Origin of the sequence: Dyadobacter soli (assembly GCF_900101885.1) — a bacterium.
Lineage (GTDB): Bacteria > Bacteroidota > Bacteroidia > Cytophagales > Spirosomataceae > Dyadobacter > Dyadobacter soli.
Genome location: NZ_FNAN01000013.1, coordinates 87,296 through 111,928 on the forward strand (window position 1 = coordinate 87,296; position 24,633 = coordinate 111,928).

The 24,633-nt window shown below is 52.9% G+C and carries 18 protein-coding genes; 12 read left to right on the top strand and 6 right to left on the bottom strand.

The annotated features are described in order from the left end of the window. Nucleotides 1-40: 40 nt before the first annotated feature. Entirely contained in the window at nucleotides 41-1,930 is a 1,890-nt protein-coding gene (locus BLQ88_RS21860) for a hypothetical protein (protein ID WP_090154438.1), read from the bottom strand. Between the two features lie 419 nt (nucleotides 1,931-2,349). Next, nucleotides 2,350-3,264 carry a DMT family transporter gene (locus tag BLQ88_RS21865; RefSeq protein WP_090154440.1) on the bottom strand — a complete coding sequence of 305 codons (915 nt, stop codon included), beginning with the start codon at nucleotides 3,262-3,264 and terminating at the stop codon, nucleotides 2,350-2,352. A gap of 108 nt (nucleotides 3,265-3,372) precedes the next feature. On the opposite strand from BLQ88_RS21865, the gene BLQ88_RS21870 reads away from it, so the two are divergent. Together BLQ88_RS21870 and BLQ88_RS21875 are read left to right on the top strand one after the other, a co-directional pair. Continuing rightward, the gene (locus BLQ88_RS21870) at nucleotides 3,373-3,843 is read left to right on the top strand and encodes an Lrp/AsnC family transcriptional regulator (RefSeq protein ID WP_090154442.1); all 471 of its coding nucleotides are present in this window, start codon (nucleotides 3,373-3,375) and stop codon (nucleotides 3,841-3,843) included. A gap of 39 nt (nucleotides 3,844-3,882) precedes the next feature. Continuing rightward, nucleotides 3,883-4,734 (top strand): glycosyltransferase family 92 protein, encoded by an 852-nt coding sequence (locus tag BLQ88_RS21875; RefSeq protein ID WP_090154444.1) that lies wholly within the window; start codon nucleotides 3,883-3,885, stop codon nucleotides 4,732-4,734. Between the two features lie 62 nt (nucleotides 4,735-4,796). Here BLQ88_RS21875 and BLQ88_RS21880 read toward each other — a convergent pair whose 3' ends face one another. Beyond that, a complete protein-coding gene (locus BLQ88_RS21880; protein WP_090154446.1) occupies nucleotides 4,797-5,270 on the bottom strand; it encodes a hypothetical protein in 474 nt (157 codons plus the stop codon). Between the two features lie 82 nt (nucleotides 5,271-5,352). Next, entirely contained in the window at nucleotides 5,353-5,754 is a 402-nt protein-coding gene (locus BLQ88_RS21885; protein WP_090154449.1) for a DUF3574 domain-containing protein, read from the bottom strand. 351 nt (nucleotides 5,755-6,105) lie between these two features. Between BLQ88_RS21885 and BLQ88_RS21890 the strand changes: the two genes are divergently transcribed. Both BLQ88_RS21890 and BLQ88_RS21895 read left to right on the top strand, forming a co-directional pair. After that, the gene (locus BLQ88_RS21890) at nucleotides 6,106-6,684 is read left to right on the top strand and encodes a hypothetical protein (protein ID WP_090154451.1); all 579 of its coding nucleotides are present in this window, start codon (nucleotides 6,106-6,108) and stop codon (nucleotides 6,682-6,684) included. Between the two features lie 172 nt (nucleotides 6,685-6,856). After that, nucleotides 6,857-7,777, top strand: a complete 921-nt coding sequence (locus BLQ88_RS21895; RefSeq protein WP_090154453.1) for a VOC family protein — start codon at nucleotides 6,857-6,859, stop codon at nucleotides 7,775-7,777. A 60-nt stretch (nucleotides 7,778-7,837) separates the two neighbouring features. Here the strand turns inward: BLQ88_RS21895 and BLQ88_RS21900 are convergent, their stop codons facing one another. Both BLQ88_RS21900 and BLQ88_RS21905 read right to left on the bottom strand, forming a co-directional pair. Beyond that, complete coding sequence (locus BLQ88_RS21900; protein ID WP_090154454.1) at nucleotides 7,838-8,881, bottom strand: ferritin-like domain-containing protein; 1,044 nt, start codon at nucleotides 8,879-8,881, stop codon at nucleotides 7,838-7,840. 24 nt (nucleotides 8,882-8,905) lie between these two features. Next, a complete protein-coding gene (locus tag BLQ88_RS21905; protein WP_090154456.1) occupies nucleotides 8,906-10,846 on the bottom strand; it encodes a hypothetical protein in 1,941 nt (646 codons plus the stop codon). Nucleotides 10,847-11,160: 314 nt separating this feature from the next. On the opposite strand from BLQ88_RS21905, the gene BLQ88_RS21910 reads away from it, so the two are divergent. The 8 genes from BLQ88_RS21910 to BLQ88_RS21945 all read left to right on the top strand — a co-directional run bounded on the left by BLQ88_RS21910 (nucleotide 11,161) and on the right by BLQ88_RS21945 (nucleotide 24,565). Next, nucleotides 11,161-13,551, top strand: a complete 2,391-nt coding sequence (locus BLQ88_RS21910) for an ABC transporter permease (protein WP_090154458.1) — start codon at nucleotides 11,161-11,163, stop codon at nucleotides 13,549-13,551. Between the two features lie 72 nt (nucleotides 13,552-13,623). Further along, nucleotides 13,624-14,712 (top strand): helix-turn-helix domain-containing protein, encoded by a 1,089-nt coding sequence (locus BLQ88_RS21915; protein WP_090154460.1) that lies wholly within the window; start codon nucleotides 13,624-13,626, stop codon nucleotides 14,710-14,712. 130 nt (nucleotides 14,713-14,842) lie between these two features. After that, a complete protein-coding gene (locus BLQ88_RS21920; protein WP_090154462.1) occupies nucleotides 14,843-15,988 on the top strand; it encodes a DUF4932 domain-containing protein in 1,146 nt (381 codons plus the stop codon). A 225-nt stretch (nucleotides 15,989-16,213) separates the two neighbouring features. Next, nucleotides 16,214-19,381 (top strand): SusC/RagA family TonB-linked outer membrane protein, encoded by a 3,168-nt coding sequence (locus BLQ88_RS21925; protein ID WP_229212805.1) that lies wholly within the window; start codon nucleotides 16,214-16,216, stop codon nucleotides 19,379-19,381. A gap of 30 nt (nucleotides 19,382-19,411) precedes the next feature. Continuing rightward, complete coding sequence (locus BLQ88_RS21930) at nucleotides 19,412-20,890, top strand: RagB/SusD family nutrient uptake outer membrane protein (RefSeq protein ID WP_229212806.1); 1,479 nt, start codon at nucleotides 19,412-19,414, stop codon at nucleotides 20,888-20,890. Continuing rightward, the gene (locus BLQ88_RS21935) at nucleotides 20,890-22,413 is read left to right on the top strand and encodes a hypothetical protein (RefSeq protein ID WP_090154465.1); all 1,524 of its coding nucleotides are present in this window, start codon (nucleotides 20,890-20,892) and stop codon (nucleotides 22,411-22,413) included. The genes BLQ88_RS21930 and BLQ88_RS21935 overlap by 1 nt, the downstream gene beginning before the upstream one ends. A gap of 18 nt (nucleotides 22,414-22,431) precedes the next feature. Next, on the top strand, nucleotides 22,432-23,097 hold the full coding sequence (locus tag BLQ88_RS21940; RefSeq protein WP_090154467.1) for a fibrobacter succinogenes major paralogous domain-containing protein: 666 nt from the start codon (nucleotides 22,432-22,434) through the stop codon (nucleotides 23,095-23,097). A 25-nt stretch (nucleotides 23,098-23,122) separates the two neighbouring features. Further along, nucleotides 23,123-24,565 carry a glycoside hydrolase family protein gene (locus tag BLQ88_RS21945; protein ID WP_090154469.1) on the top strand — a complete coding sequence of 481 codons (1,443 nt, stop codon included), beginning with the start codon at nucleotides 23,123-23,125 and terminating at the stop codon, nucleotides 24,563-24,565. The last annotated feature ends 68 nt before the right edge of the window (nucleotides 24,566-24,633 follow it).

The following is a 24,633-nucleotide window of genomic DNA, read 5'->3' on the forward strand; positions in this document are numbered from 1 at the left end:
TGGGCGTAAGCGGGGAAACCTGTACGCCCATGCGAGACTTTTAACTAAAACTCACGCAATCGCAGATCGCCTGCATGTTCGCTTGGGTGACGGCATCAATGTACTGACGGCCGTGCTGATCGCTGCTCATGCTCACGCCGGAGAGCTGGCCGCAGAGGTATTCGTAAATAGCGTTGATAATATCCGTAGTGTAATATTCCGACGATGTGTCGGCAACGTTATTGTACGGCGGGGTGATGATGTTCGCATTCGAGCCATCGGTAAACTGGACAGTTGCCTGTGCGAAGGTTAACGTCGGTTTTTCGCCTGCGGTAGCAGGAATTTGAAAACCCATGAGCAGGATAATATGGTCGTCTTTGGAATTGTCGCCAATCTCGTAGTCGATTTTACATGAAACAAATATCCCGAGCTGCGCCGAAACGGACGATTCCTGGTACCAGGTGCGGAACGGGCACGACTCGTAAAAATATTCCGAAGCCTGATCGAAGGGGTAGGTGCCGCCGTCGAGGCTGTTTTCCTGTTGCCAGTTTTGCACAGAACCATTCCCTATCCTGGAATTGAGGCTCCCAGGGAAACTTCCGTTATCGAATGCCATCGTGTAGTTTTCGCGTGGGTCGCCCGAGTTCGAATAAATGGTTGTGTTGAAGGGCTTGGCTACCGTTGTGCACAAACGGTTGATCGTATGGCAAACTACCGGCAGGAAATAGAACTGCCCGCCATTGTCGGTTATCTTGTAAATCGCAGCCGAAAACTTGTTGAATGCGGCCGTTACAAAATCGAAAACCTCCACAAATGCCTCGGCTGCTTCTTCTGAAACGCCAAAACTCTCAATGGCGCCCGTGGTACCGAGCATCCAGGCCTCGAAATCCACGGCATCGATCACCGCATCGGAAATCTGGTAGGCACCGTTCAGATTCATATCATAATGCTGGATCGAGACCAGCGAGCCGGTGTTGTCGAAATAGGCGTCGAAATTGCAGGTATCGTCAAACGAAAACGCGGGGTTCTGATGCTTCAGACTCATCGAATATTTCGTCCAACCGTTCGTGGGAAGGTTGGTGGTATTATCGTCGTCGTAGCTGGAAAGCGATTGTTTGGCTGACTGTTCGGTAAACTCCGGGCAATCAATGGTATAAGTAGAATCCTCCACCATGTACACCACCTTGTTGTCGCTTTCGCTGCTCGAAGGATAGGGGTAGAGATTGTAAAACGTCGAAAAATCGACGTAGGGGCGGGAGTAAGAAGTATTCCAGAATTCCGGCTCATACGTATAGAGCAGGAACGACTGGATCTGATCGTTCCAATCGCCTACTTCGGTGCCGTCGAGATTGAAGCGACCGACCTCGTTGAGGTCCGAGTAAGGGACGTAAGGGGCAATTTTCGAAAAATTACCTTCGAAATCAGTCTGGTCGAAAATGATCAGCCACGCATTCGGTCCCGTTTTCAGGGACGAGACGCTGCCCGTGCCGCTCATTTTATCGCTGTCGGGCCAGCCGATATCCGACAATGAGCCCGCATTGTATGGACCGGTAAAAACACCGCTATCGCCCAGGTAGTCACTGTTTTCACCAAATAACACCTGGTTCAGGTTCAGGTCGGTCAGCTGGCTCCTGCTCGGCCACGACGTGGTAGTCCAGAACGACGGCTCCTGCTTATAAATGATGAAACTCTGAATCGCATTCTTCCATACCCCCTCGTTTCCGCCCGATTGGTTGACGCGTTCAACGTGGTTCAAGTCGCTTTCCGGCGTATTTGGGGGAATCATCCAAAGGTTTCCGTTGTAGCTGGTCTGATCAAAAACGATCACCCAGGCATCCCCGGTTTTCAGCGAATCGTTGTTGGCATCGATATTATCCTGGCCCTGTGCGCCATTATAAGAGTCGCTTCCACCGCTGTAATTGTTGTTATTCCAAAGTTCCAAGTCTGCCATAAAGCGTTTTGAAGTGATAGGTTGGATAAAATACTGTACAAAATCGTAGAATTTATTTGTACAAGTAGTTTAGATGATAAACTTACCGCTGGACGCTTTGGGGATTGATTTAACGGTCGAAGAGGGGGCGGTGCAGGGAAGGTTGGCAAGTCAAATCAGCCGAGAAGAGACAAGGTAAGTGATTCGGCTAGGGAAAACGCGCCGTGACAAATCGCGTAGCGATGTAATATTGGTAGCAAAATGGTACCAGACAAATCTGACGAAATCCCGTCAGGGATGTAACGACGGTGCAAGCTTGGGCGATGTCGTTACATGCCCAGGGGGCATTTATGGAAATGGCGATGTTTAGGTTATGCTACCAATGTTGCATGCCTGATGGCATTTACTTGTCGTCATAATGCCCTCGTGCCGCCAACCTGTCACACCCCGGGCGGCTCCGCCACCACCTCCCTTTCCATCGCCAGCAAAAACACCGTCGAAATAATCAACCCCGCGCCAATGTAATCCATCACCAAAAACGGCACGCCGAGCCAGCTGACGGATAGCACGGCGGCAGACAGGGGTTCGGCGGAGGTGAGGAGGCTGGCTTTCTGGCCGCCGATGTGTTTTACGCCGGTGAGGTAGGCGTAAAATGGGATAAGGGTGCCGAAGAGGACGACGAATGCGGTGTAGGCGTAGGTATGCGCGTCCCAGAGGCCGTCGGTGTGCCAGGGGGCGCGTACGAGCGAGATGCCGATGCCGCCGATGAGCAGGCCCCATCCGATGATGGTCGTCTCGTGGTATCGTTTCAGGAGCGATTCAGGCTGGATGGTGTACATGGCCAGGCTCGCGGCGGAGGCGATGCCCCACGCGAGCGCTGTGCCCGAAATGGCGAGTTCGCCGGGCTTACCGTGGGTGACGAGCAGGAAAGTGCCGAGCATGGCGACGGCGATGGCTACCAGGTTGAGCGGCCGCAAAGGTTTCCTGAATTTGACGGCCAGATAAACGGCGATCATAATGGGGCTGGTGAATTGCAGGATGGTGGCGGTGGCGGCATTGGAATGTTTGATAGCCGCGAAATAAGTGTACTGCACCGTCAGCATTCCAAGGATACCGAAAGATAGAAGGCGGAGTGCGTCGCGCTTGTCCTTCCAGGGCGCCAGGGTGTCGGCATTTTTCCGAAGGCCGCTGATGGCCACGAGGGCAATGCCGGATACGAGCATTCGGACCGACATCAGCCATTCGACGCTGATGTGTTGTTGCTGAAATAAAAACTGACTGAATGTACCCGATACGCCCCACAAACTGGCTGCGATAAGCACCATAGCGATTCCCTTCCCCGCCTGATTTTGCATTTTGAACTGATAGAATTAAGATTGTCACGCAAAATTAGTTTCGGCAAGGCGTAATTTTTCCTCGATTTTCGGGGCATATTTGCAATTTTGTTTCGTCAAAAAGTCATTATGATCGCACTCGACGCATTCGACATTTCCATTCTTTCGATCCTCCAAACGGATAACACCACGCCCCAGCGGGACATAGGGGAGCGGATCGGGCTATCGGCGCCGGCGGTACAGCGGCGCATCAAGCGGCTTCGCGAAACGGGTGTCATCCGGGCGGATATTTCGGTACTCGATCCGGAGAAACTCGGCCGTCCGATCACGATTTTTACGGAAGTGAAAATGGAAGTCGAGAAGGTGGAGATCGTGCGGCAGGCGAAGGAAATTTTTAGCGGCACGCCGCAGGTGCAGCAATGCTATTACGTAACGGGCGATGTCGATTTTATCTTGATCCTCGTGGTTTACAGTATGAAAGAATATGAAGAACTGACGCAGCAGTTGTTTTTCGGGAACAATAATGTTAAAAACTTCAAAACCAGTATCGTACTCGATATCGTTAAAGCCGGCTTGAATATTCCGGTCAATAAGCAATAACTTTGGCACACGTCATCGACAAAATCTCATTAGCCATTTATGTTTTCCATTCAAAAACTGCTTTCCAAATTCCGTAGCTCCGATATTGACCAAAAGGCTGAACCTGAGTATTATTTATCCGTTTGCTGCATTGTCAAAGACGAAAACGATTACCTGCCCGAATGGCTGGATTATCACCGGAAAATAGGGGCCGGGCACTGCTATATTTACGATAATGGCAGCAAGACGCCCGTCAAAGAGCTGATCGATGCGCTGGGTTATGCCGGTTTCGTGACGGTTACGCGTATTCCCGGGCAGAACATGCATGTGAAGGCCTACCAGCATTGCCTCGATAACTTTGGTTATAAATCAAGATGGATCGCATTCATTGATATGGATGAATTTATTGTGCCGAAAAACGAGAGCGCGAACCTGCCCGAATTCCTTGAAAAATATGAGAATTACGGAGGGTTAGGGCTGTCGTGGCTGATATTTGGTTCAAACAATCATATCAGTAAACCGGCCGGTAGCCAGTTGCAGAATTTCACGAGGCGATCGGAAATTTCTTTCCCGCCTAACCGCCATATCAAAAGCATTGTGCAGCCCCGCCACGTGCGGTCGGCTTATAAATCGCATTGTTTCAAATTCAAGCCCGGGTTTTCCTGTGTGAACGAACATTTCGTGCCCATTGAAGAAGCAGTGGCCGACGTAAGCGTGGATACGATCCAGCTCAATCATTACTATTGCCGGTCACTGGAAGAATATCACCAGAAAATGGAAAGGGGAATCAGTGACACGAAACGCAAACGGAAGCTGGAAGAATTTCACAACCACGATAACGAATCGAATGCCGTGGAAGACACGACGATCCTTCGGATTTTAGAAAAACTCAAAACGGATCAGAACGCCTGAAATACAAACAAAAAACCCCGGAACAGCATCCGGGGTTTTTTAATGAGCCGATAACTGTGGTTCTATTCGGCGGATGGCGTTCCGCTGGTTTGTGTAGCCAGGTTCCGGTAATTGCCGGTCGTGCCGGTGTGGTTTTTCGTGTTTCTGGGCGACGAGCCGCTGCCTTCTTTTACGGAGTTATCCGTCTCTGTGAGGTTTTTGCGACGGATTTCAATGGCTTCTTTGGAAAAGAGCATTGAATTGGCATGCGCCTGTTCCGAATACCGGCCCACATCGTTGGCATTTTCATGCGTAGCACCGCCCGGGCGGTTGCTGCCGTCACCTTCACTGCTTTTCTGCGCTACCTGGTCGGTCGGATTGGGCTTATCCGATGGTCCGGGACTTTTTTTCTCGGTCTCAGGGGTTGGCGTTTTTATGCCTTGGCCGGTTGCCTTGGTCGTTTTGGATTTGTCGGTGGAGCTGGTTGTGCTTTGGGCATAGGATGCGGAAGCTGCGCACAACAATGCGATTACCGCGGTTATCATCACTTTTTTCATAATAAACTATGTGTTGGTTATTGATTTCATATTAATTGTACCGCTAAAACTATGCCAGCCGCCAGCAATTTCCGCCAGTCGGTCAGGGCGTTTTGTTGATGAATTTCACATTGGATCGGATGTCGGTACGCAGCACGCTTTGCTGACGGAAACGGCGCAGGTAACGTTGCGCAATGCTGTCGAGCGCGGCGCTTCTTTCTTTGGTTTTTTTGCCGAAAAACGTCACGACTTTGGTCGGCTCGGTGATGGTTTGTTTCGTATCGGTATCCTTCCAACGGCCGTTGGCGTCCCATTCCGTGTAACCTTCGGGGAAATAGGTGCTGATCACACTATCGCTGAAATTCTTCCATTGCTGCTCGCTCACGGTGCCGCCTCCCGGAATATCCCTCCCGAAATAGAGGTCGCTGCGCTGGTAGCCCGCGCAGGATGCGAGGCCGAGGCAGGCCACCATCGCCCAGTTTTGCATTCGTTTTAAGTTGATCATCGTTCAGGTCGTACGTTTTGCAGTTTGAATGGGTAATTTAATGCACCCAATTCTGCGCCGCAAGTTACTTCGGGTATTGTTAGCATAGAAATAAATTGACCAAATGTAGAAATCGGACTGCATTGATGCTTCCCAAACTTTCCCGCATTCATCCCACGACAGCGGCGTCCGTCCCATTTTTTTGCGTTTTTCTGAATCAAAATTCACTTTTACGGCCAGTAGCGGTTACAAAAAACGCAGCTTGCCCCGTCCGAATCGACCTTCCTCTCGTGAATAATTTCCAGCGCAATGCCGCGGTTAAGGCCGTGCTGCATTTGGAATCGCAATGTCAAACCTTTAAACCATAGACGCATGAGCAGGAACATTTCTTGGATCAACGAAATCAAGAACAACACCGACGAAGATTACATTATCTGGTGCCACGACACCGACAATGAGGGCGAGTACCGGGATTTTGTCACCGACAAGCCCGTGGGCAAAAATGACGGCGGCCAGCAGGTTATCATCAAAGCCGGTGCGCATCTCGTGGCGGGCGGCTGCGGTATTCCCGACGGCGGCGATAAAGACGGAAAGCCCAAAGCCCGCGTGATTTGCGCCTATTCGGCAGCACAGAACCACAGCGGCGACCCGGGCGCCGGTCTGCGGATCAACCGGGTGATGGGTGATGACGATCAGGATAAAATCGTGTACCGTGACCATTATACTACCAGGCAGCTCGCCGAGATCATTTTTCCCCGCGGTATGGAGCAGAACATTATCCTCCGGATCGACGCGGACGGAATTTACCTCGACATCAAGGAAGCCAAAACGTCGTCGGAATGGCAGGCGTACCTGTTCGGGCAAAAATTGAAAGACTTCTTCGAGGAACTGGCTCCCGAGCTGGCGAAACTGGCAATCCAGGCTGCTCAGAAAGCATTGGAAGCGGTCTGATCGCGAGATTTGCAGTCATTTTCCCGCCCTGTTCTCCGCCTTATCCGGCCGGGGAGCAGGGCTTTTTTATGATGGATAGCGCGATACCGGTAGCGTCTGGCCCGGAAATTATCTATTTTTAAACACCGCTGTCAGTACGCTCGTTAAGGCATTCATCAAAAACGAAAAGGTCATGCAGAAAATCGTCCCGCATTTATGGTTTGACAAGGAAGCTGCGGAAGCGGCAGAATTTTACGCATCGATATTCCCGGAATCGCGGGTTACCAGCATTACACGTATGGAAGACACGCCGTCGGGCGACGCGGATATGGTCATTTTCGAGCTCTGGGGCCAGAAGTTCATGGCGATCAGCGCCGGCCCGATCTTCAAACCCAATCCATCCATTTCCTTCATGGTTAACTTCGACGCGCTGTTTTTTGGCGGTTCGCAGGAGGCTGCGCGGGAGAAAATCGACGAGGTGTGGAACAAGCTGTCGGAAGATGGGAGCGCGCTGATGCCGATCGACGAATATCCGTTCAGCAAGCGGTATGGCTGGGTGCAGGACAAATACGGGGTTTCATGGCAGCTCATTCTCACCAATCCGGAAGGAGAGCCGAGGCCGACGATCATTACCTCGCTGCTGTTTGTGGGCGAGCAATGCGGCCGGGCCGAGGAAGCGATCAATTTCTATTGTTCCGTCTTCAAAAACTCGAAACTGGGCTCGATTCACCGCTACCCCGAGGGCGGCCCGGGGCCGGACAAGCCCGGTACGGTGATGTTCGCGGATTTCAAACTGGAAGATTCGTGGTTTACCGCGATGGATAGCGGGCATGTCCATAAATTCAATTTCGACGAAGGCGTATCCATCGTCGTGAACTGCGACGATCAGCAGGAAATGGATTATTTTACCCAAAAACTATCGGCGGTACCCGAAGCGGAGCAATGCGGATGGATCAAGGATAAATTCGGGGTATCGTGGCAAATCACGCCCATTGAACTGGAAGAAATGATGGTAAATGCCTCCCGCGAAGAGCTTAACCGGGTTACGCAGGCATTGCTGCCAATGAAGCGGCTGGAAATAGCCCCTCTGAAAAAGGCATTTGAAGGAAAATAAGCCATTCAAAAACCCGACGGCGCATGATCTCAGCGCCGTCGGGTTTCTTTTTAACACCACTTAACTTCCCGCAGGAACAATGAACTCGAACGACGGCCCGATCGTGTAACCGGGTTTGCCGGGGAATGGCATTGCGCACAGCTTCTGGGCGGTCAGTTTGAGGTCGTACATGACGCCCACGGTGTTGTCGAGGTTTTCGGGATGGCCGTTGAAGGTCGTATGCAGTCCCGCGAGCAATGAATAGTAGCTCCCATTGAACTCATTCATCCGATTCAATTCCTCGCTGCCAGCAGGAAGCATGCTGGTTTTAGTATTGGGAAACAATGGAAAAACGTCCGCTGGCGTGAACGGAATCACCGGCCCGGAGAATGAATAGCCATTTTCGGCATGCTCGTCCTTCACAAGCCTTCTACCTTTGTACAACTCCTCGAAACGATAATAATGCGCGAGCTCGTCGTCCTGGTCGAGCGGGGAGGTGGAAGTGCCTTCGCCTTGCTCGATAATGATATTAATGGCGTCGATCGCGTTTTGTTTGGTATGAATTGGAAAGAGCTCATTGGACGGGAAGAAGGACGAGGTAACCTGCTTCGCCTGGTCGCCGGGCAGATCATCGGGCGCCAGTTCGTCGATCTTCTGCTGAATGGCCTGGTAAAACTGGCCGATCGTGCTGAATGTAGGCAGTGCTTCCAGGCTCACCGATTTGAAAACAATCGGATTTTCCGGTTCTTCAATTTCCATGAACACCTTCTTAACGACATGCGGCGAGTATTTTTCCAGGCCCACGATGAGTCCGTTGCCAATGCCCATCGGCAGCGGGCCGGGGTATTCCGGCACAAAATCGCTCTTGTCTATCACCGGCTCGCCTTTCAGTGCATTCAGGATATTGGCAGCGATGGTCATGTGCAGCATTTCCTCTATCACGATCGAATGGATGATCTGGCGCTGCTCGGGATTAGTACCGGGTTTCAGCGAGAACATCGCCGTGAGGTAGGGCGGTATGGTAGAATGTTCCAGCTCGATGGCCTTTTGCAGCAGCGGGTAAAGCTCTTCCAATGCATTGGCCGTCAATGCCTTCTCGATATATGTTGAATCTATTTGTAGCATGGTGAATAAATTTTAAGCTGTTGATCAGAGATTTTCAAATAAATTGGGCACATCGCGGAAGCCCGGGAACGAGCCGTTCTTTGCCTTTACGGCCTCGATATATTCGGCCTGCTTTTTGGTAGGAGCCGTACCGGGCGCAGTCGGGTTGGTTGCCGAAAGTTGCAAAGCCTCTCGCTGATGCGTTGGGCTGCCGGTGATCTGCGGGTTGTTGAGCCAGGCCAGAATGGTATTGCGCTTGGCGTCGGACAGGTCGCGCGTCACGGGCATATGCATGGTGTCGTTGATATCCCGCGAAAATGCGAAGAGCATAATTTTCTTCTTCTCGATCAGGGCTTGCGGGTCGGCCAGATTTGCGACATACTTGCTCATGATCGGGTAAAGGTTGGCGTATTGCGTCATTATCTCCGAAATATCGTCCCAAACGGGGGTGGTCAATGCCTGGAAATAGTCGCGCAGATGGACGACGATGCTCTCCGGGGCAAATGCAGGGTCCGGGGTGGCTGTCTGGTAAGTGATATTGTAAATCTGCCCGTCGATATACACGCGCGGACTGTGGATCGCATTGCCCGTCAGCTGCATTTGCACCTTCCCGTTCCCGTCGGTCGCGAGCTGGCCGTCGAACGTAAGTCCGTCTGCCGGAAAATTGTTGCCGTACACAATGGAAATCGGGTTATTGGGGCCCAGCGGCGTATTGGCGGTAGGCGGGTCGAGCGTGACGTTGATGCCTTCCTTGGGTAATGGCACACCCCATTGGTAGGCGTAGAAATCCACTTGCGTCGACTGGTCGGTATCCAGTCTCAATACAAAGTTATCCGCCCTGGCCACGAGGCCGTCGATAGCCTCGCGCGCCATAATCACAAAATGGCCCGGCATGGTGGTGGAAGGCGCTACCAGGAGCAGCTGGTTATTCCGCAGGGTATTCATCGTCTCGTCCGGCAGGTTGTCGAATGACACGATTCCGCCGGTTTGGATCAGCCATTCCGGGTCCGATCGGTATTCCAGCGTGCCGATTTCGATCATATCCTCCGGCAGGATATAGTAGGCATGGGTGTATTCGCTGACAAACCCCGCTTGCGGTACTTTGCTTACGGCGAGGCGCAGGTCCTGGTTATAAGTAACGGTACCCTCCGCATCGGAAACCGGCATACTGGCGCCAAAGTCGGCGCTGACGCGCTTTTTGTCCTGTTCTACCAGAAAATTCGTCACGCTGAAATACGTCCTCTGGGCATTGGGCGCCATGTAAATGCCGTACAAACGCCGCGAAGGCGAAAAGGTAATGGGTTCGCCTTCGAAATAGGGCCCGATCGAACCCATGAGCCTGCCCAGTGAAAACCTTCCTTCGTTATGATTGTAGTAGTAGCCGAAGGGATTCATGTTGATCGCCAGCTTGTCGCCTTGCGTAGTGGCGCGTAACGTGCGCAGGAATGCCGACTGATCGGCCATTTCGCCCCATACGATATTGGTGATCACCGAAGTCCAGGTCGCGCCCAGCGGCTGGCCATTGATTTTGGCACCTGCCAATTGACGGGGCTGGATGTCCCGGAAGCTGGTCGTGGAAATATCACCTTTGAAAAGCAGGTCGCCATTGGCCGTGCAAATGCGTAGCTGCACGCACCATAATGCGGAGTACATCTGGGCGTCAGGGTCGAGATCGACCATCTTGCCGGTGGGACGTCCCTCGGCGCCTACCACGGCCTGACCGATGATGATGTCTTCGGCAGCATTAGCCTGCGTGGTGCCGTCGGGCAGGAAAATTTGTTTGACCGTACAATCCCGGAAATCGAAAACCGCGCCGCCTTCGGGGTTCCACCAGCCATTAGTCCCGCTCTGGCCGGGCAATGAGGGCTCCTGGAAGCTCGGTTGGAAAGTTTTGTTGTTGTAATGCGCCGGATCGTTGTTAACCGTGCTGACATCTGAAAGGAAATCGCCCGTAAATATCAGGCGTGGGGCATGGAGGTAAGACATGATGCTGTGATGTTCATGGTGATATATATCGTTTGCAGCAGAAGTAACCGCACATTTATTTTTTACTTACTTATTCGGGTTATTTGTAGAATTAGTTATTAAACGGTCGGGTCGCATAAAGGTTGCTTCAAGGCTGTTGCGGCTGCTTTCCGCCGTTTAGTCATGTCCGTTTTGGCACGCGCCGCGTTCGAAAGCGGACGGTTTTCTTTGAAAGAATCACCTCGGTATGATTGTTATTGATTGATAATGAAGGTTTTACAAAACTGGCATGGCATTGGTAGTTCGCGAAGCGAACTAAAACTTCCTGCCCGGTCATGATCAGAAACCACTTAACTATCGCTCTCAGGAGCTTTTTTAACGGTAAAGGCTATTCGTTTATCAATGTAACCGGCCTTGCTGTCGGGATGGCTTGCACGATATTACTATTTATGGTAGTGCAGCACGAAACGAGCTACGATCTGTCGCAGTCGAACTTCGAGCGCATTTACCGGGTCGAAACGGAAAACATCAAAGAAAACCATACCTACCCGGGCACCTATACCGGCATGGGTAATGCATTGCGCGCCGACCTGCCGGAAGCGGAAATCATCGCACCGGTGATGCAAACTGGCGGGCGCACAATGGCGGCCGGGGAGAAGAAATTCAGGGAATCGTTCGTATTTGCGGACAATGCCCTTTTTCGCACGCTCGATTACACCTGGATAGCGGGCAGCCCCGCCCGAGCGCTCTCGCAGCCGGGTACCATCGTGCTGACACGCGCTTACGCGGAGAAATATTTTGGAACGGTGGATGCCCTTGGAAAAACAATCCGGGTGGATAATGCGCAGGACCTGACGGTTACGGGCGTGGTGGAGAATTACCGGGTCACAACCAGTTTCCCATTCAATATGCTCGTGTCTTTCGGAACTGTGAAACAACTCGATCCGGGCTTTGACGACAACCGTTGGAACGGCTGGAATGACAATTACCAGGTTTATGTGTTGTTAAAAAAGGGCATCGACGCGGCGCAACTGACCGGGCGTTTCGAGGATGTGGTCTTGAAATATATGGGTAAGGAAATGTTGGCTGATAAGCGGTTCAAGCTCAATCGTTTATCTGAAATACATTACGCGGGTAATCTGGGCGGCCGGACTGCCAATACAGGCTTGCTGAAAACACTTTCCGCTATCGGCGTGCTCGTACTGCTGATCGCCTGTTTCAATTTCATCAACCTCAGCACCGCGCGGGCATTCAAACGCGCGAAGGAAATAGGTATCCGCAAAGCCATCGGCAGTAACCGAAAAGCATTGATTTACCAGTTCCTGGCCGAAGCGGGACTCATTACATTCTTTGCCGGAGTCATTTCCCTGATACTAAGCATATTACTACTGCCGGTACTCGCCGCGGCACTCGCCATTCCGCTTACGTTGGACGACCTTTTAACGCCGCAAATCGCGCTGTTTACCCTTGTTTTATTGGTGTTAACCACCTTGCTGGCAGGCGTCTATCCTGCATTGCGCCTGTCGGGGATGGCACCGATCTGGACACTCAAAAATAACGCGGTGCCACGTACCGGACAGTGGTTTTCCATGCGCGAAGGGCTGGTAGTGGTGCAATTTACCGTTTCGCTCGTGCTGATCTGCTGTGCAATGCTCATCGACCGGCAGCTGGATTTCTTCCGCAATGCCGATCTCGGGTTCAATAAATCGGCGATTATCACCGTGGGATTGCCCGATAACAAGCCCGAAAAGCTGCAAACGCTCCGCAACGAGCTGACCCGGTCGGCGCAGATTAAGGACGTGAGTTTTTCATTCAACAGCGCTTCGGCGGAAAGCAACTGGATGCAGGGAATGGAATACCGTGAGGGGCCCAAGGTGGTCCAGGTCAAATCCCAGATGAAAATGGGCGACTCGCATTACCTCGATACTTACGGCATTCGAATGTTGGCCGGCGAGCCGCTGAAAGACAGCGACACGACCAATTTCAGGATTTTGGTTAACGAAATATTCCTCGGCAGGATCGGTATCACCAACCCGCGTGCGGCTATCGGGCAACGGGTGTATTTCGGAGACGGCAACGAGTTTGCCACCATCGCGGGGGTTGTCCGCAATTTCCACGTCAATTCGCTCCACCAGAAAATCGACCCGACGCTGATCCAGATCGTACCGAACAATTATTACCAGGCGGGTATCAAACTACAAAACGAAAATGCGAGCACCGCTTCCATTCAAACCGCATTGGCAGATATAGAGAAAGCCTGGACGGCGGTATATCCTGATCACTTGTTTGAATACAGTTTCCTGGATGAAACGCTCGCCAAGGCCTACCAGTCGGAAACGCGCACAGCCCGCTTGATAGAGGCAGCGACGATTCTAGCATTACTCATAGCCAGCATGGGGCTTTTCGGTCTCGCCACATTTACCGCCGAGCAGCGGACCAAGGAAATTGGTGTAAGAAAAGTGCTCGGTGCGTCGGTAAGCAGCGTTGTAGGCCTGCTTTCGAAGGATTTTCTCAAACCGGTCGTACTGGCAATCGCCATCGCTTCGCCCGTTGCCTGGTACCTGATGAACCAATGGTTGCAGAATTTCGAGTTCAAAATCTCCATTTCGTGGTGGCTTTTCCTGGCGGCCGGGCTGCTCATGACCGCCATTGCATTGCTGACAGTCAGCTTCCAGAGCCTGCGCGCCGCGATGCTCAACCCGGTGAAAAGTTTGCGGAGCGAATAACGTTGTTATGTTAGGATACGGCATTGAAATCCATTTAATTCGCTCCGCACGGATAACCGCGGATCGATCGTAATGGATAACTGGAAAGCAATCGCATATCTTCTCGCCTCCGGGCAGGGGTTTGTCCTGAGCCTGTCTTTGATCGCAAAAGGCATCAAAGGCAGGCGGGCCAGTCTCTTTCTCGGGCTGATCCTGCTGGTACTCAGCGAGGAACTGCTCAATGCGTGGGCCATGCAACTGCGTTACCACAGCCAGCCCGATGCTTTTCCGTTCTGGAATTTCCAGAGTTACCTGCTGCTTACGATCGCTACCTGGTTTTTCGTACGACTCACCACCGAACCGGATTACGTTTTCAAGCCCCGGCACAGCCTCTTTTTCGCGCCGGTGGCGGTGGAGATTATCATCCGGTGCATATGGCAGGCTTACCGGCGGCACACAGGCATCGAATTACCTTCGCTGCTCGACAACCCGGCCTGGTTTTTCGCAACCGAGATATTGCCCATTATCGGGATGATCGCGGTGCTGGCTGTTTACGCTTACAAATTGCACGGTTTTCATGCGGGCTGGAAAAAGCAGTCGACCGTTTCCAGCGTTGCTATTTACTTCCGGTTTTACGGCCTTTTCGGCTTCCTGATGCTCTTGACGTTCCTGTGGATCGCCGGTGTGATCCTCGAATGGCCGGTGTTCTCCGGGATCGAGGTGTTACTGGCCCTTTGCCTCTTTGGCTTGGGTTACATCGGCTACATTACGCCGGAATTTTTCATGCTGCCCGTTTTGCCCAAAGAAAAGCCCGCCGAACGACCGGATTTCGCCCGTTATGACGACCCGGCCGAGCTTCGACGGTTAGCGAATGCATTCATGCAGGACCAGCTTCACACGCGGTCGGGGCTTACGCTCGATGACCTGGCTGCGCATCTGCAATTGCCGCCTCGCTACATTTCGTACCTGATCAACACGAATTTCAATACCAGTTTCAATGGTTACGTCAACAGCTTCCGTGTCGAAGAAGTGATCCGTAAACTGGCCGACCCGGCCGAACAGCACAAAACCATCCTCGGCCTTGCACTCGACGCGGGGTTCAGTTCCAAATCCACTTTTAATCAGGTTTTCAAACAGCACACCGGGAAATCGCCCTCGCAGTTTGCGCTCGTGCAGAAATAGGCAAAGCATGGGTGAAAAAGCGCAAAAAATGCGTCCGAAAACACGATTCCGGACGTCCGGACGCCTATTCCGGGCGCTTGGCTCGTGTCCGGTCATTTGTTTTGCAGCATTCATTTATCAAAAATAGGTTATGCTCAAACACGCTTTGCTTCTGTTAGCCATCCTCGTTGCGCCTTATGCTTATGCATTAGTTCCTTCTGCTCATTGCAATGCAGCCAACACACAGTTTCAGGTCAAAATAAATACCAATGTCGAGCTGCTGGGCTTTGTCTATTTCCTGGGCTATGAAGGTGCCCAATCCGAAACCGCGTCCTATTCTGAAAAAGACCGCAAGCGTTACGCCTACGGGATCGATCTTTACCACCGATACAAATCCTTCGCCGGCAGCAAGCACCTGGCCGTCGCAGTCGGTTACGCGCAGGACATCTGGCTCGACTATTTCATTAACCTGCTGATTCAGCTCGAAGATTTTCCCAATGCCAAACTGACCCCGCAGATTGCACCCGCTTACTACCTGCGCTTTTCAGCCACAGGCGACGAGGAAGAGGCCAAAAAGAATGCCAGCGCCTTTCTCGAAGCGATGAACGGCTTGTACCAGGAGGTCGGGTTCGGTACTTACCTCGCGCAAAGCCGGAATTTGTATGCCAATGCCGCCGCGCAAGTGACTGCCGGCCTGCCCGACGACCGGTTCCTGCCCGCTATGGAGGCATTCTACCAGGGACATTTCGATAGCTACAACCTGATACCCAGCCTCACGCTCCCTGCAGGCATGGGCTTCGGCGCGAAGTACGAATCCGGCGGCAAGCGCCACGCATTCCATGTTTTCGGCACATTCGCCAGCCAGCAATGGACCGATTCCACGAAGCTCGACATGGGTTTCGCCGATGAAAAGCATTTGCTGGAACTCAGTACCCACGAATTCGGGCATTCATTTGTAAACCCCTGCGTGGACCGCGTACCCGAAGAGCTGATCCGCGATACCGGGACGCTATTCGATCCGATCAAAGACGCGATGAGCCCCCAGGGCTACCCGGCCTGGAAAACCTGCCTGTACGAGCACTTCGTACGCGCCGGGGAGGTCGTGATCGCGCGTAACCTCGGCCACCATGAAGACGCCGAGCGGATCAGAAATCACTACATTAATAACCGGAAATTCATCTACCTCGACACGCTGATAACCGAACTGGACAAGTATAATACTACCCGAACCGGCACTTACCAGCAGGCTGTGATCAATGCGATGCTGCGCTTGCGCGAGGTGGCGAAGCCCAGATAAGCCACTGCTTGCATTCGTGGAAGCACGTTTGCCTAACTTCTTGGTTTGCTGCGTATCCCCTTGAAAAATAGTACCACAAAAGCAAACAAAAGTAGCGGAACCCGGATTTGCTAGAAGGTAATTTTGTCAAATACTCATGTTGCAAAACCTTCTAAGCTAATAATTATGCAAAAGAAAATTTTATTAAATCTTTCTCTTTGTAGGTGCGCTCTTTGGTTGCTGTTGATGGGGTGCCTGGCCGGCGGAAATGCATGGGGCCAGCAGTCCAGGAAGATCTCCGGTAAGGTGACGGACGAGAAAAACGAGCCGCTTCCGGGGGTGAATGTGCAGCTGAAAGGAACCACCACCGGGTCCAGCACGGATGCGGGCGGGAATTATACCATCAATGCCGGTGGTGACGATGCCCGCCTGATCTTTTCGTTTATCGGTTATAAAAGTCAGGAGGTGCCTGTGGGCAATGGCTCGGTGGTGGACGTGAAACTGGCGGCCGATATTTCGGTACTGAACGAAGTGGTGGTGGTGGGGTACGGAACGCAGTCGCGGGAGACGGTGACGACTTCGATCGCCAAACTCGACACGCGTGTAATGCAGAACGTTACCTACGCCAACCCGGCTTCCGCATTGCAGGGAACCATCCCGGGCCTGCGCGTACAGAGCACGTCCGGGCAGCCCGGCGAGCGGCCACGCGTGATCCTGCGTGGGGGAACTTCCATTAACAATCCCAATGGTTCGACGCCCTTATATGTAGTCGACGGTGTAATCCGCGGCGATATGGACCATATCAACCCCGCCGATATCGAATCGATACAAGTGTTGAAGGATGCCGCTTCGACGTCGATTTATGGTTCCAGGGCTTCCAATGGGGTAATTATAGTAGAAACAAAATCCGGTAAAAGCGGACGGATGCAGGTTTCGTACAACTATAACCTCACCAGCTCGAAAGTGGGGAAGCTCTATGAACTGGCTGACGCAAAGGATTTTATCAAATTCATGCGGCTCGGTATCGCGGCGAGCGGGGTGAAGGCGCCGAGCACGCTGGCGTTCCTTACGCAAGCCAATGCAGGCGGCACGGGTAACGACCTGACTAACAAGACGGCATTCACCACCATGTACCTCAGCGCCGATAACGAGCACCTCCTGGGCCTCCCTGCCGACCAGTGGGGCGCCAGATGGGAAACCGCTCCAGATCCGCTCGACGCGAGCAAGACGCTGATTTTCAAAGGCACCGATTTTCAGAAAACGATATTCAGGACTGCCTATACCCATGATCATAACCTGTCGGTTTCGGGCGGTTCGGAAAAGGTGCGGTATAGTATGGGGGTAGGTTACCTGAATGCGCAGGGTATTTCTATTAATACAGATTACCAGCGTGTAACATTGAATGTGAACGGCGACGCGCAGGTGACCAAAAACCTTAATTTTTTCAGCCGTATCAATTATGCCAATGTCGACGACAACCAGGTGCCGGATGTCGGGATTGTTTTCAAAAACAATATCAATACCGCGCAGACGTCGAAATACCAGTTCGAAGATGGTTCGCTGGCACCCGGAAGGCTTTTCACGAATGGTAACCCGGCGTATTACATCAGCCGGTACGATGCCAAGCGCCGCCGCGACAACTATATGTTTGTGGTAGGCGGTAAATGGGAGATCGTGCCGGGGCTCACATTCCGACCGCAGGTGTCGCTGATCAACAACAATTTCGCCCGCCGCAGCTTCCTGAAATCCTACCTCGACGGCCCGCTGGTACTTAATCAGAACCGCGAGGCCACATTCGGTGAGACGAACCTCGTGCAGCGACAGGCCGATGCGGTGCTCAATTATGTCAAATCCGTTGGCAGCCTGCACCATTTCGAGGGAACGCTCGGCTACTCGTATTTCAAAGCGATGACCCGCGATGTGACCGCAGTGGGGCGCAATGCCGCTTCCGATCTTATCCCAACGCTGAACGCCTCGGCGACGCCGTGGAGCGTGACGGGCACCGAGTCGGAACAATTACTGTACGGCTATTTTGGAAGGATCAACTACAATTTTGACCAGAAATACCTGCTCAGCGTGAATGCGCGCATCGATGGTGCATCCAATCTTGGGGCCGAATACAAATGGGGCTTTTTCCCGGGCGTGTCGCTCGGCTGGAACCTGCACCGCGAGGATTTCTGGAAAGGTATGCCGCAGGCCGTCAACAGCCTGAAACTGCGGGGGAGCTACGGTGTGAACGGTAATATCAGCGGACTTGGTAATTACCAGGCGCAGGGGGCTTATGACGTGGGCAGTCGCTATTATGGCGACGCGGCGATCTACAATTCGGCGCTGGCCAACCCCGCATTGCAGTGGGAGCGCTCCAAAACGCTCAATTTCGGCTTCGATCTCGGCCTGTTCAACAACCGCATTTCGGGGGTGTTCGATATTTACCGCCGCGTGACCGACAACCTGCTCACCGACCTTGCATTGCCCCGTACCACCGGTTTTACGAGCATTCTCACGAATCTGGGAAGCCTGGAAAATAAGGGTCTGGAATTTGAACTGAATGCGTCGATCCTTTCCCCGCAGTCGGAGTTTCAATGGACGGCTTCGCTGAATGCGAGTTATGTTAAAATGAAGATTCTCGAACTGCCTGACAATGGCATCGAGCACAACCGCATCGGCGGCGTGAACATCTGGGACCCGTCTGCCAATGCATATGCCTGGAAAGGAGGCTTGCAGGAAGACGGGCGGATAGGGGATATGTTTGCCTACAAACAACTGAGCATTTACGCGACCGACGAGCAAGCCGCTGCCGGCCCGAAGGATATGCTGGTGGTCGGAACCGATAAAACCAAGCATGGCGGTGATGTGAACTGGCAGGATACCGACGGAAACGGCATTATCGACGATAAGGACCGCATTTACATGGGGAACCCGTATCCAAGATGGACCGGCGGATTTACCAACCGGTTAAACTACAAAGGTTTCGGGCTGACTGTGCGGATGGATTACACTTTGGGCCATATGATTTACAATGAAACCCGGGCACGCGTGCTGGGTAACTTCTCGGGCCAGAATGCTATTTCCAAAGCGGTTACGCGCTCGTGGCAGAAACAGGGTGACGTTACCGACATTCCACGCTACTACTGGGCCGATCAGAACCAGCAGTCGAACCTCTACCGCGGGAACTCGTATTACTACGAAAAAGGCGATTTCCTGTGCCTGCGCGAGATCTCATTGTCCTACAACTTCCCGCAATCCGTCGTAGGCAAGCGAATATCCTCGCTGCGCCTGCATGTGACGGCCAACAACCTGAAATACTTTACCAAATTCACCGGTCTCAACCCCGAGGAAGGCGGTACCGACAACGGCCGCTACCCGATGCCCCGCAACTTCATTTTCGGCGTGCAGTTCGTACCGGCATTTTAAGAAAACCCAACATTCCAAACCGCATAATATATGAAACCCATCATGCGAAAACTGATAGCGACTCTGATGGCCGTGGCGATGTTTTCGGCCTGTACGGACGATCTGACACTGAAGCCGATCAGCCAGATCACCAATACCTCGTTCTGGAAATCGCCCGAGGAGGCACGCGGCGCGCTCAACGGCATGTACGTACGGATGCGTACGCAGGCGGCGACCAACTTTTTCGTCTGGGGAGAGGCCCGGAGCGAAATGTGGGTCCAAAACTTCGGTTTCGACCCGTCCATTAACTTTTTCGCATTCGCCAACAGCCTCAGCCGCGTGAACCCCGGCCCCGACTGGACGGCCATGTACTCGGTGGTACACGACGCGAACATGATCCTGAAATACGTCCCTACGATCCAGTTTACGGCTGAATCCGACAAGAATGAAATCCTCGCCCAGGCCTATGCCATGCGTGCATTCATCTATTTTATGATGACCAAAACCTGGGGCGACCTGATCTTGCTCGACCAGCCAACCGAAGGCTTCGACCCCTCGACCATTTACAAGGAACGCAGGCCGCAAGCAGAGGTATTTGCTATGATTAAAAAGGATATCGAGAGCGCATTGGCCCTTTTTCCTTCCAATAATATTCCAACCGGCCGGGTAAGGTGGTCGAAACCGGCCTTGAATGCATTCAAAGCGGATGTTTTCCTCTGGACTGCCAAAAGATTGAATGGCGGCGCGGCGGATTTTAATACAGCGCTTACGGCTATTGCGGAAGTCGAGAAGAGTGACGTGCAGCTGCTGGGCGATTTCAGTCAGGTTTTTGCATTTACAAATAAGGGGAACAAGGAGGTAATCCTGGCCGTGCGGTTCGCGGAGGGCGAATCTACCGGCCGCTCGGTGTTCGGCGGGGTGACTCCGTTGGCAGCTCCGACGGCCCCATTCACCCCGCAGAGCGTGATCGACAAGCTTTTGCCGTACTCGGGCAAGGATGGTTACTGGCAAATGTCCCAGTTGGTTACCAAGCAGTTCAGCGACGATGATGCCCGCAAGAATGCGACATTTATCGAAGTGAACCAGACCAAAGAAGGCGTGACGAGCTTCCTGTATAATATCGATCAGAAATGGCCGGGCGTCATTACCGGCGGTGTGCGCGTGATGTACGATGACCTGATCCTCTACCGCTACGCCGATATTATCCTCATGAAAGCCGAAGCGCAGAACGGCCTCGGGCAGGACCCGTCGGAAGCGATGAATATGATCCGCAAACGTGCTTACGGGGCCAAATTTGCAGCCCACACGTTCGTAAACGGCACCAAAGCGGCTAACGACGAAGCCATTTTGCAGGAGCGGCTTTTCGAACTTGCCCAGGAAGGAAAGCGCTGGTGGGATCTCGTAAGATTTGGAAAAGCACTGGAAAAAGTGCCCCTATTGAAAGGGAAGACGGAAAACGATTTGCTATTCCCGCTGGGCGAGACGATATTAAGTCTTGAACCTTTGGTTAAACAAAATCCGGGTTATTGATGCTGAAAAACAGATTTAACATAGCGGCTTCACTGCTGGCGATCATACTTTCAGTAGGCTTCATTGGGGCGCCAATTGGCCCTAACAATGGCGACCCCACGGGTGGCCGCCCCACCAATGGCCGCCCCACCGACGACGGCCCCAATCCCAAGCAAACGATAGCGCTTGGCGACCGGAGGGAAATTTTCGCCGACCGTTTCCTCATTCGTGAAATGAAGGGCGCGCGGCTGGTCATGCATCCGCCGCGCGACGAAGGCCCCGTCATGCATTTCGACCAGCCCTGGGAAAGCAATGCGCCCGCCTACATCACGATCCTCAAAGATGGCGACACCTACCGCGCCTACTACCGAGGAGGCCACCAGCGCGCCAACGGCAAAAAGGAAGACAACACCTGCTACGCCGAATCCAGAGACGGTATCCATTGGGAAAAACCAAACCTGGGCCTCATAGAAGCCAACGGCAGCAAAAACAACAACATCATCTTAGAAGAATCCCCCCTAACCCACAACTTCACCCCCTTCCTGGACAACAATCCGAGCGCGCCGCAGAACCAAAGGTTCAAGGCAATAGGAGGCACCAACAAAACCGGTCTCTTGCCGTTCGCTTCAGCGAACGGAAAAGATTGGAAAAAGATGCAGGAAAAGGCAGTGATCAATGAGGGCTTGCTGGATTCACAAAATGTGGCATTCTGGTCGGAGAGCGAGCAAATGTATGTCTGCTACTTCCGCACCTGGACCGGCGGCAACGACCGCGGTTACCGCTCGGTAAGCCGTGCTACTTCCCCGGATTTCCTCCATTGGTCCAAACCCGTCGAAATGACTTTCGGCGACCGCCCCTACGAACACATTTACACCCAGCAAACCAGCCCGTACTTCCGCGCGCCGCACATTTACGTGGCCATCGGCTCGCGTTTCGTGCCGCACCGGCAGATCGCGACGCTGGATCAGCTGAATGAATTAAAGGTCGATCCGGGCCAGCATAAGGGGCTTTCCGAGCCATTTCTGATGACCTCGCGGGGCGGTAATGTGTACGATCGGACGTTTATGGAAGCATTCATTCGCCCGGCAATGGGGCTTAACCACTGGTCGGCGCGGACGAACTATCCCTCGCTGAACATCGTGCCGGTGGGTGATGGGGAAATGTCGTTGTATGTCAATCAGGATTATGCTCAGCCGACCGGGCATTTGCGGAGGTACTCCATGCGGCTCGATGGTTTCAGCAGTATCAATGCGCCCTATGAAGGCGGAGCCGTAAAGACTAAAACTTTAACATTCACCGGTAAAGCATTGGAAATCAACTATTCCACTTCCGCGATTGGCGAAGTCCGCATTGCATTGCAGGACGAAAACGGCAAAGACCTTCCCGGCTTCTCGCTGCTCGATTCGGAACAGCTGGTCGGAAACGAAGTCGCCCGCACCGTAACCTGGAACGGGAAAACCGACCTTTCGGCATGGGCAGGCAAGCCGGTACAACTGCACATTTATCTCAAAGACGCCGACCTGTATTCCATCCGCTTCAAGTAGTTTTAAATAGTTTTTGAAATGATTAGAACACTTAAAATAGCCTTTCTGCTGGCGCTACCCGTACTCGTGCCGGCGGTTGGAAAAACAGAACTGCCATTCAAACCGGCCAGCGTCGTCATCGGCAGCCAGGAATGGACGACCGAAAACCTCGGCGTCACCCAATTCCGCAACGGCGACCCGATTATGGAGGCCAATACTTACCAGGCTTGGGAAAAAGCCTGCATTGAAGGCAAACCGGCTTGGTGCTACTACGGCCAGGATGCCGGGAAAGCGAAAGGTTTGGGCAAATTATACAACTTCTGGGCCGTCGCCGACAAGCGTAAGCTCGCGCCCGAGGGCTGGCATGTGCCTGCGGACGCTGAATGGCAGCGGCTCGCCGATGAATTGGGCGGAAACGAGCAGGCCGGGAAAGCGCTGAAAAGTATAAAAAGCTGGAAAGGCAATGGAAATGGCGACAACCATAGCCGTTTCAATGCATTGCCGGGCGGCTACCGCAGCCACGAAGGACCTGCATATTACGGCGGCCCATTCTTTGAAGCGGGCGCGGCCGGCTACTGGTGGACCACCACGCGTTACCTCGTCGATAACAGCTATTGCAGGTCGCTTTCGTTCCGGGATAACCGGTTGGAAAAGAAGAGTTTTGTCATGACGGCGGGCCTGGCGGTAAGGTTAGTAAAGGATTGATTTTGTATTTAAAATAACCCTCATCATGCGAAAGTCACGATTGTTACTGGTTCTCCATGCATTGCTGATCCATTCGCTCAGCCAGGCGCAACAGCCGCTGGATGTAGGCAGCCGCAGGGAAATCTTCGTTGATCATTACCTCATCGATCGGTTGCAGAATGTAAGCCTCCAATTGCATCATCCGCATAATGAAGGCCCTGTGCTGCAATTCGATAAGCCGTGGGAGGGGAATTTCAGCGGATATTGTACGATCATTCGCGACGGCGACCTGCTGAGGGCCTATTACCGGGGCGTCCGCAATGCCGGCACCGACGGTAACGACGCCGAAGTGACCTGTTACGCCGAATCGAAGGACGGCACGCACTGGACGAAGCCGGACCTGGGCATTAACACCGTCGACGGCTCCAAAAACAACAATACCATCCTCGCCAACGAAGCACCCGTAACGCATAATTTCAGCCCTTTTCTCGACAAAAATCCCAAAGTGAAACCCGCCGAGCGATTCAAGGCATTGGGCGGGACCAAAAAGAGCGGATTGATGGCCTACACATCGGCCGACGGCATTCACTGGAAGAAAATGGCGACCGGAAGCGTGTTCACAAAGGGTCTGTTCGATTCGCAGAATGTCGCGTTCTGGTCGGAAAGCGAAGGGAAATATGTTTGCTATTTCCGCACGTGGACGGGCGATGGTTTCAATGGCTTCCGCTCGGTGAGCCGCACAACTTCCGATGATTTTCTGCGTTGGTCGGAGCCGGTACCGATGGCTTTCGGAGACACGCCGCTGGAACATTTGTACACCCAGCAAACGAGCCCATACTACCGTGCCCCGCACATCTACCTGGCCATTGGTGCCCGGTTTATGCCCAACAGGCAAGTGGTATCCGACGACGATGCCAAACGCCTGAATGTCAATCCAAAATATTACAATGATTGCTCGGATGCGATCCTGATGTCGAGCCGCGGCGGGAACAGCTATGACCGCACTTTTATGGACTCTTACATCCGGCCGGGCATCGGCCTCGCCAACTGGGTATCGCGGTCGAATTACCCGGCATTGAATGTCGTGCAGACGAGCGACACCGAGATGTCGGTTTTTGTGAATGAAGAATATGCGCAACCTACCGCGCACCTGAAACGCTACTCGATGCGGATCGACGGATTTGCTTCACTCACAGCACCTTACAAAGGCGGTGAGGTGATTACAAAGCCATTTACTTTTTCAGGTAAGGAGCTGGAAATGAACTATTCGACGTCGGCGGCCGGCGAATTAAGAATCGAATTGCAGGATGCTTCCGGCAAGCCCATTCCCGGTTTTACGATCGACGAATGCCCTGCGATCATCGGCAACGAGATCCGCCGTGTGGTGCGCTGGAAGGGTGGGAGCGATGTATCGCAATGGGCGTCGAAGCCGGTTCGTTTGCGGATCACGATCAAAGATGGCGACCTGTATTCCCTGAAATTCAACTAAATTGGGTTTTATCTTTATTCTGAAAGATAGTATCATAGATTCCCAAGAAAGTAGAGGATCAGGCATTG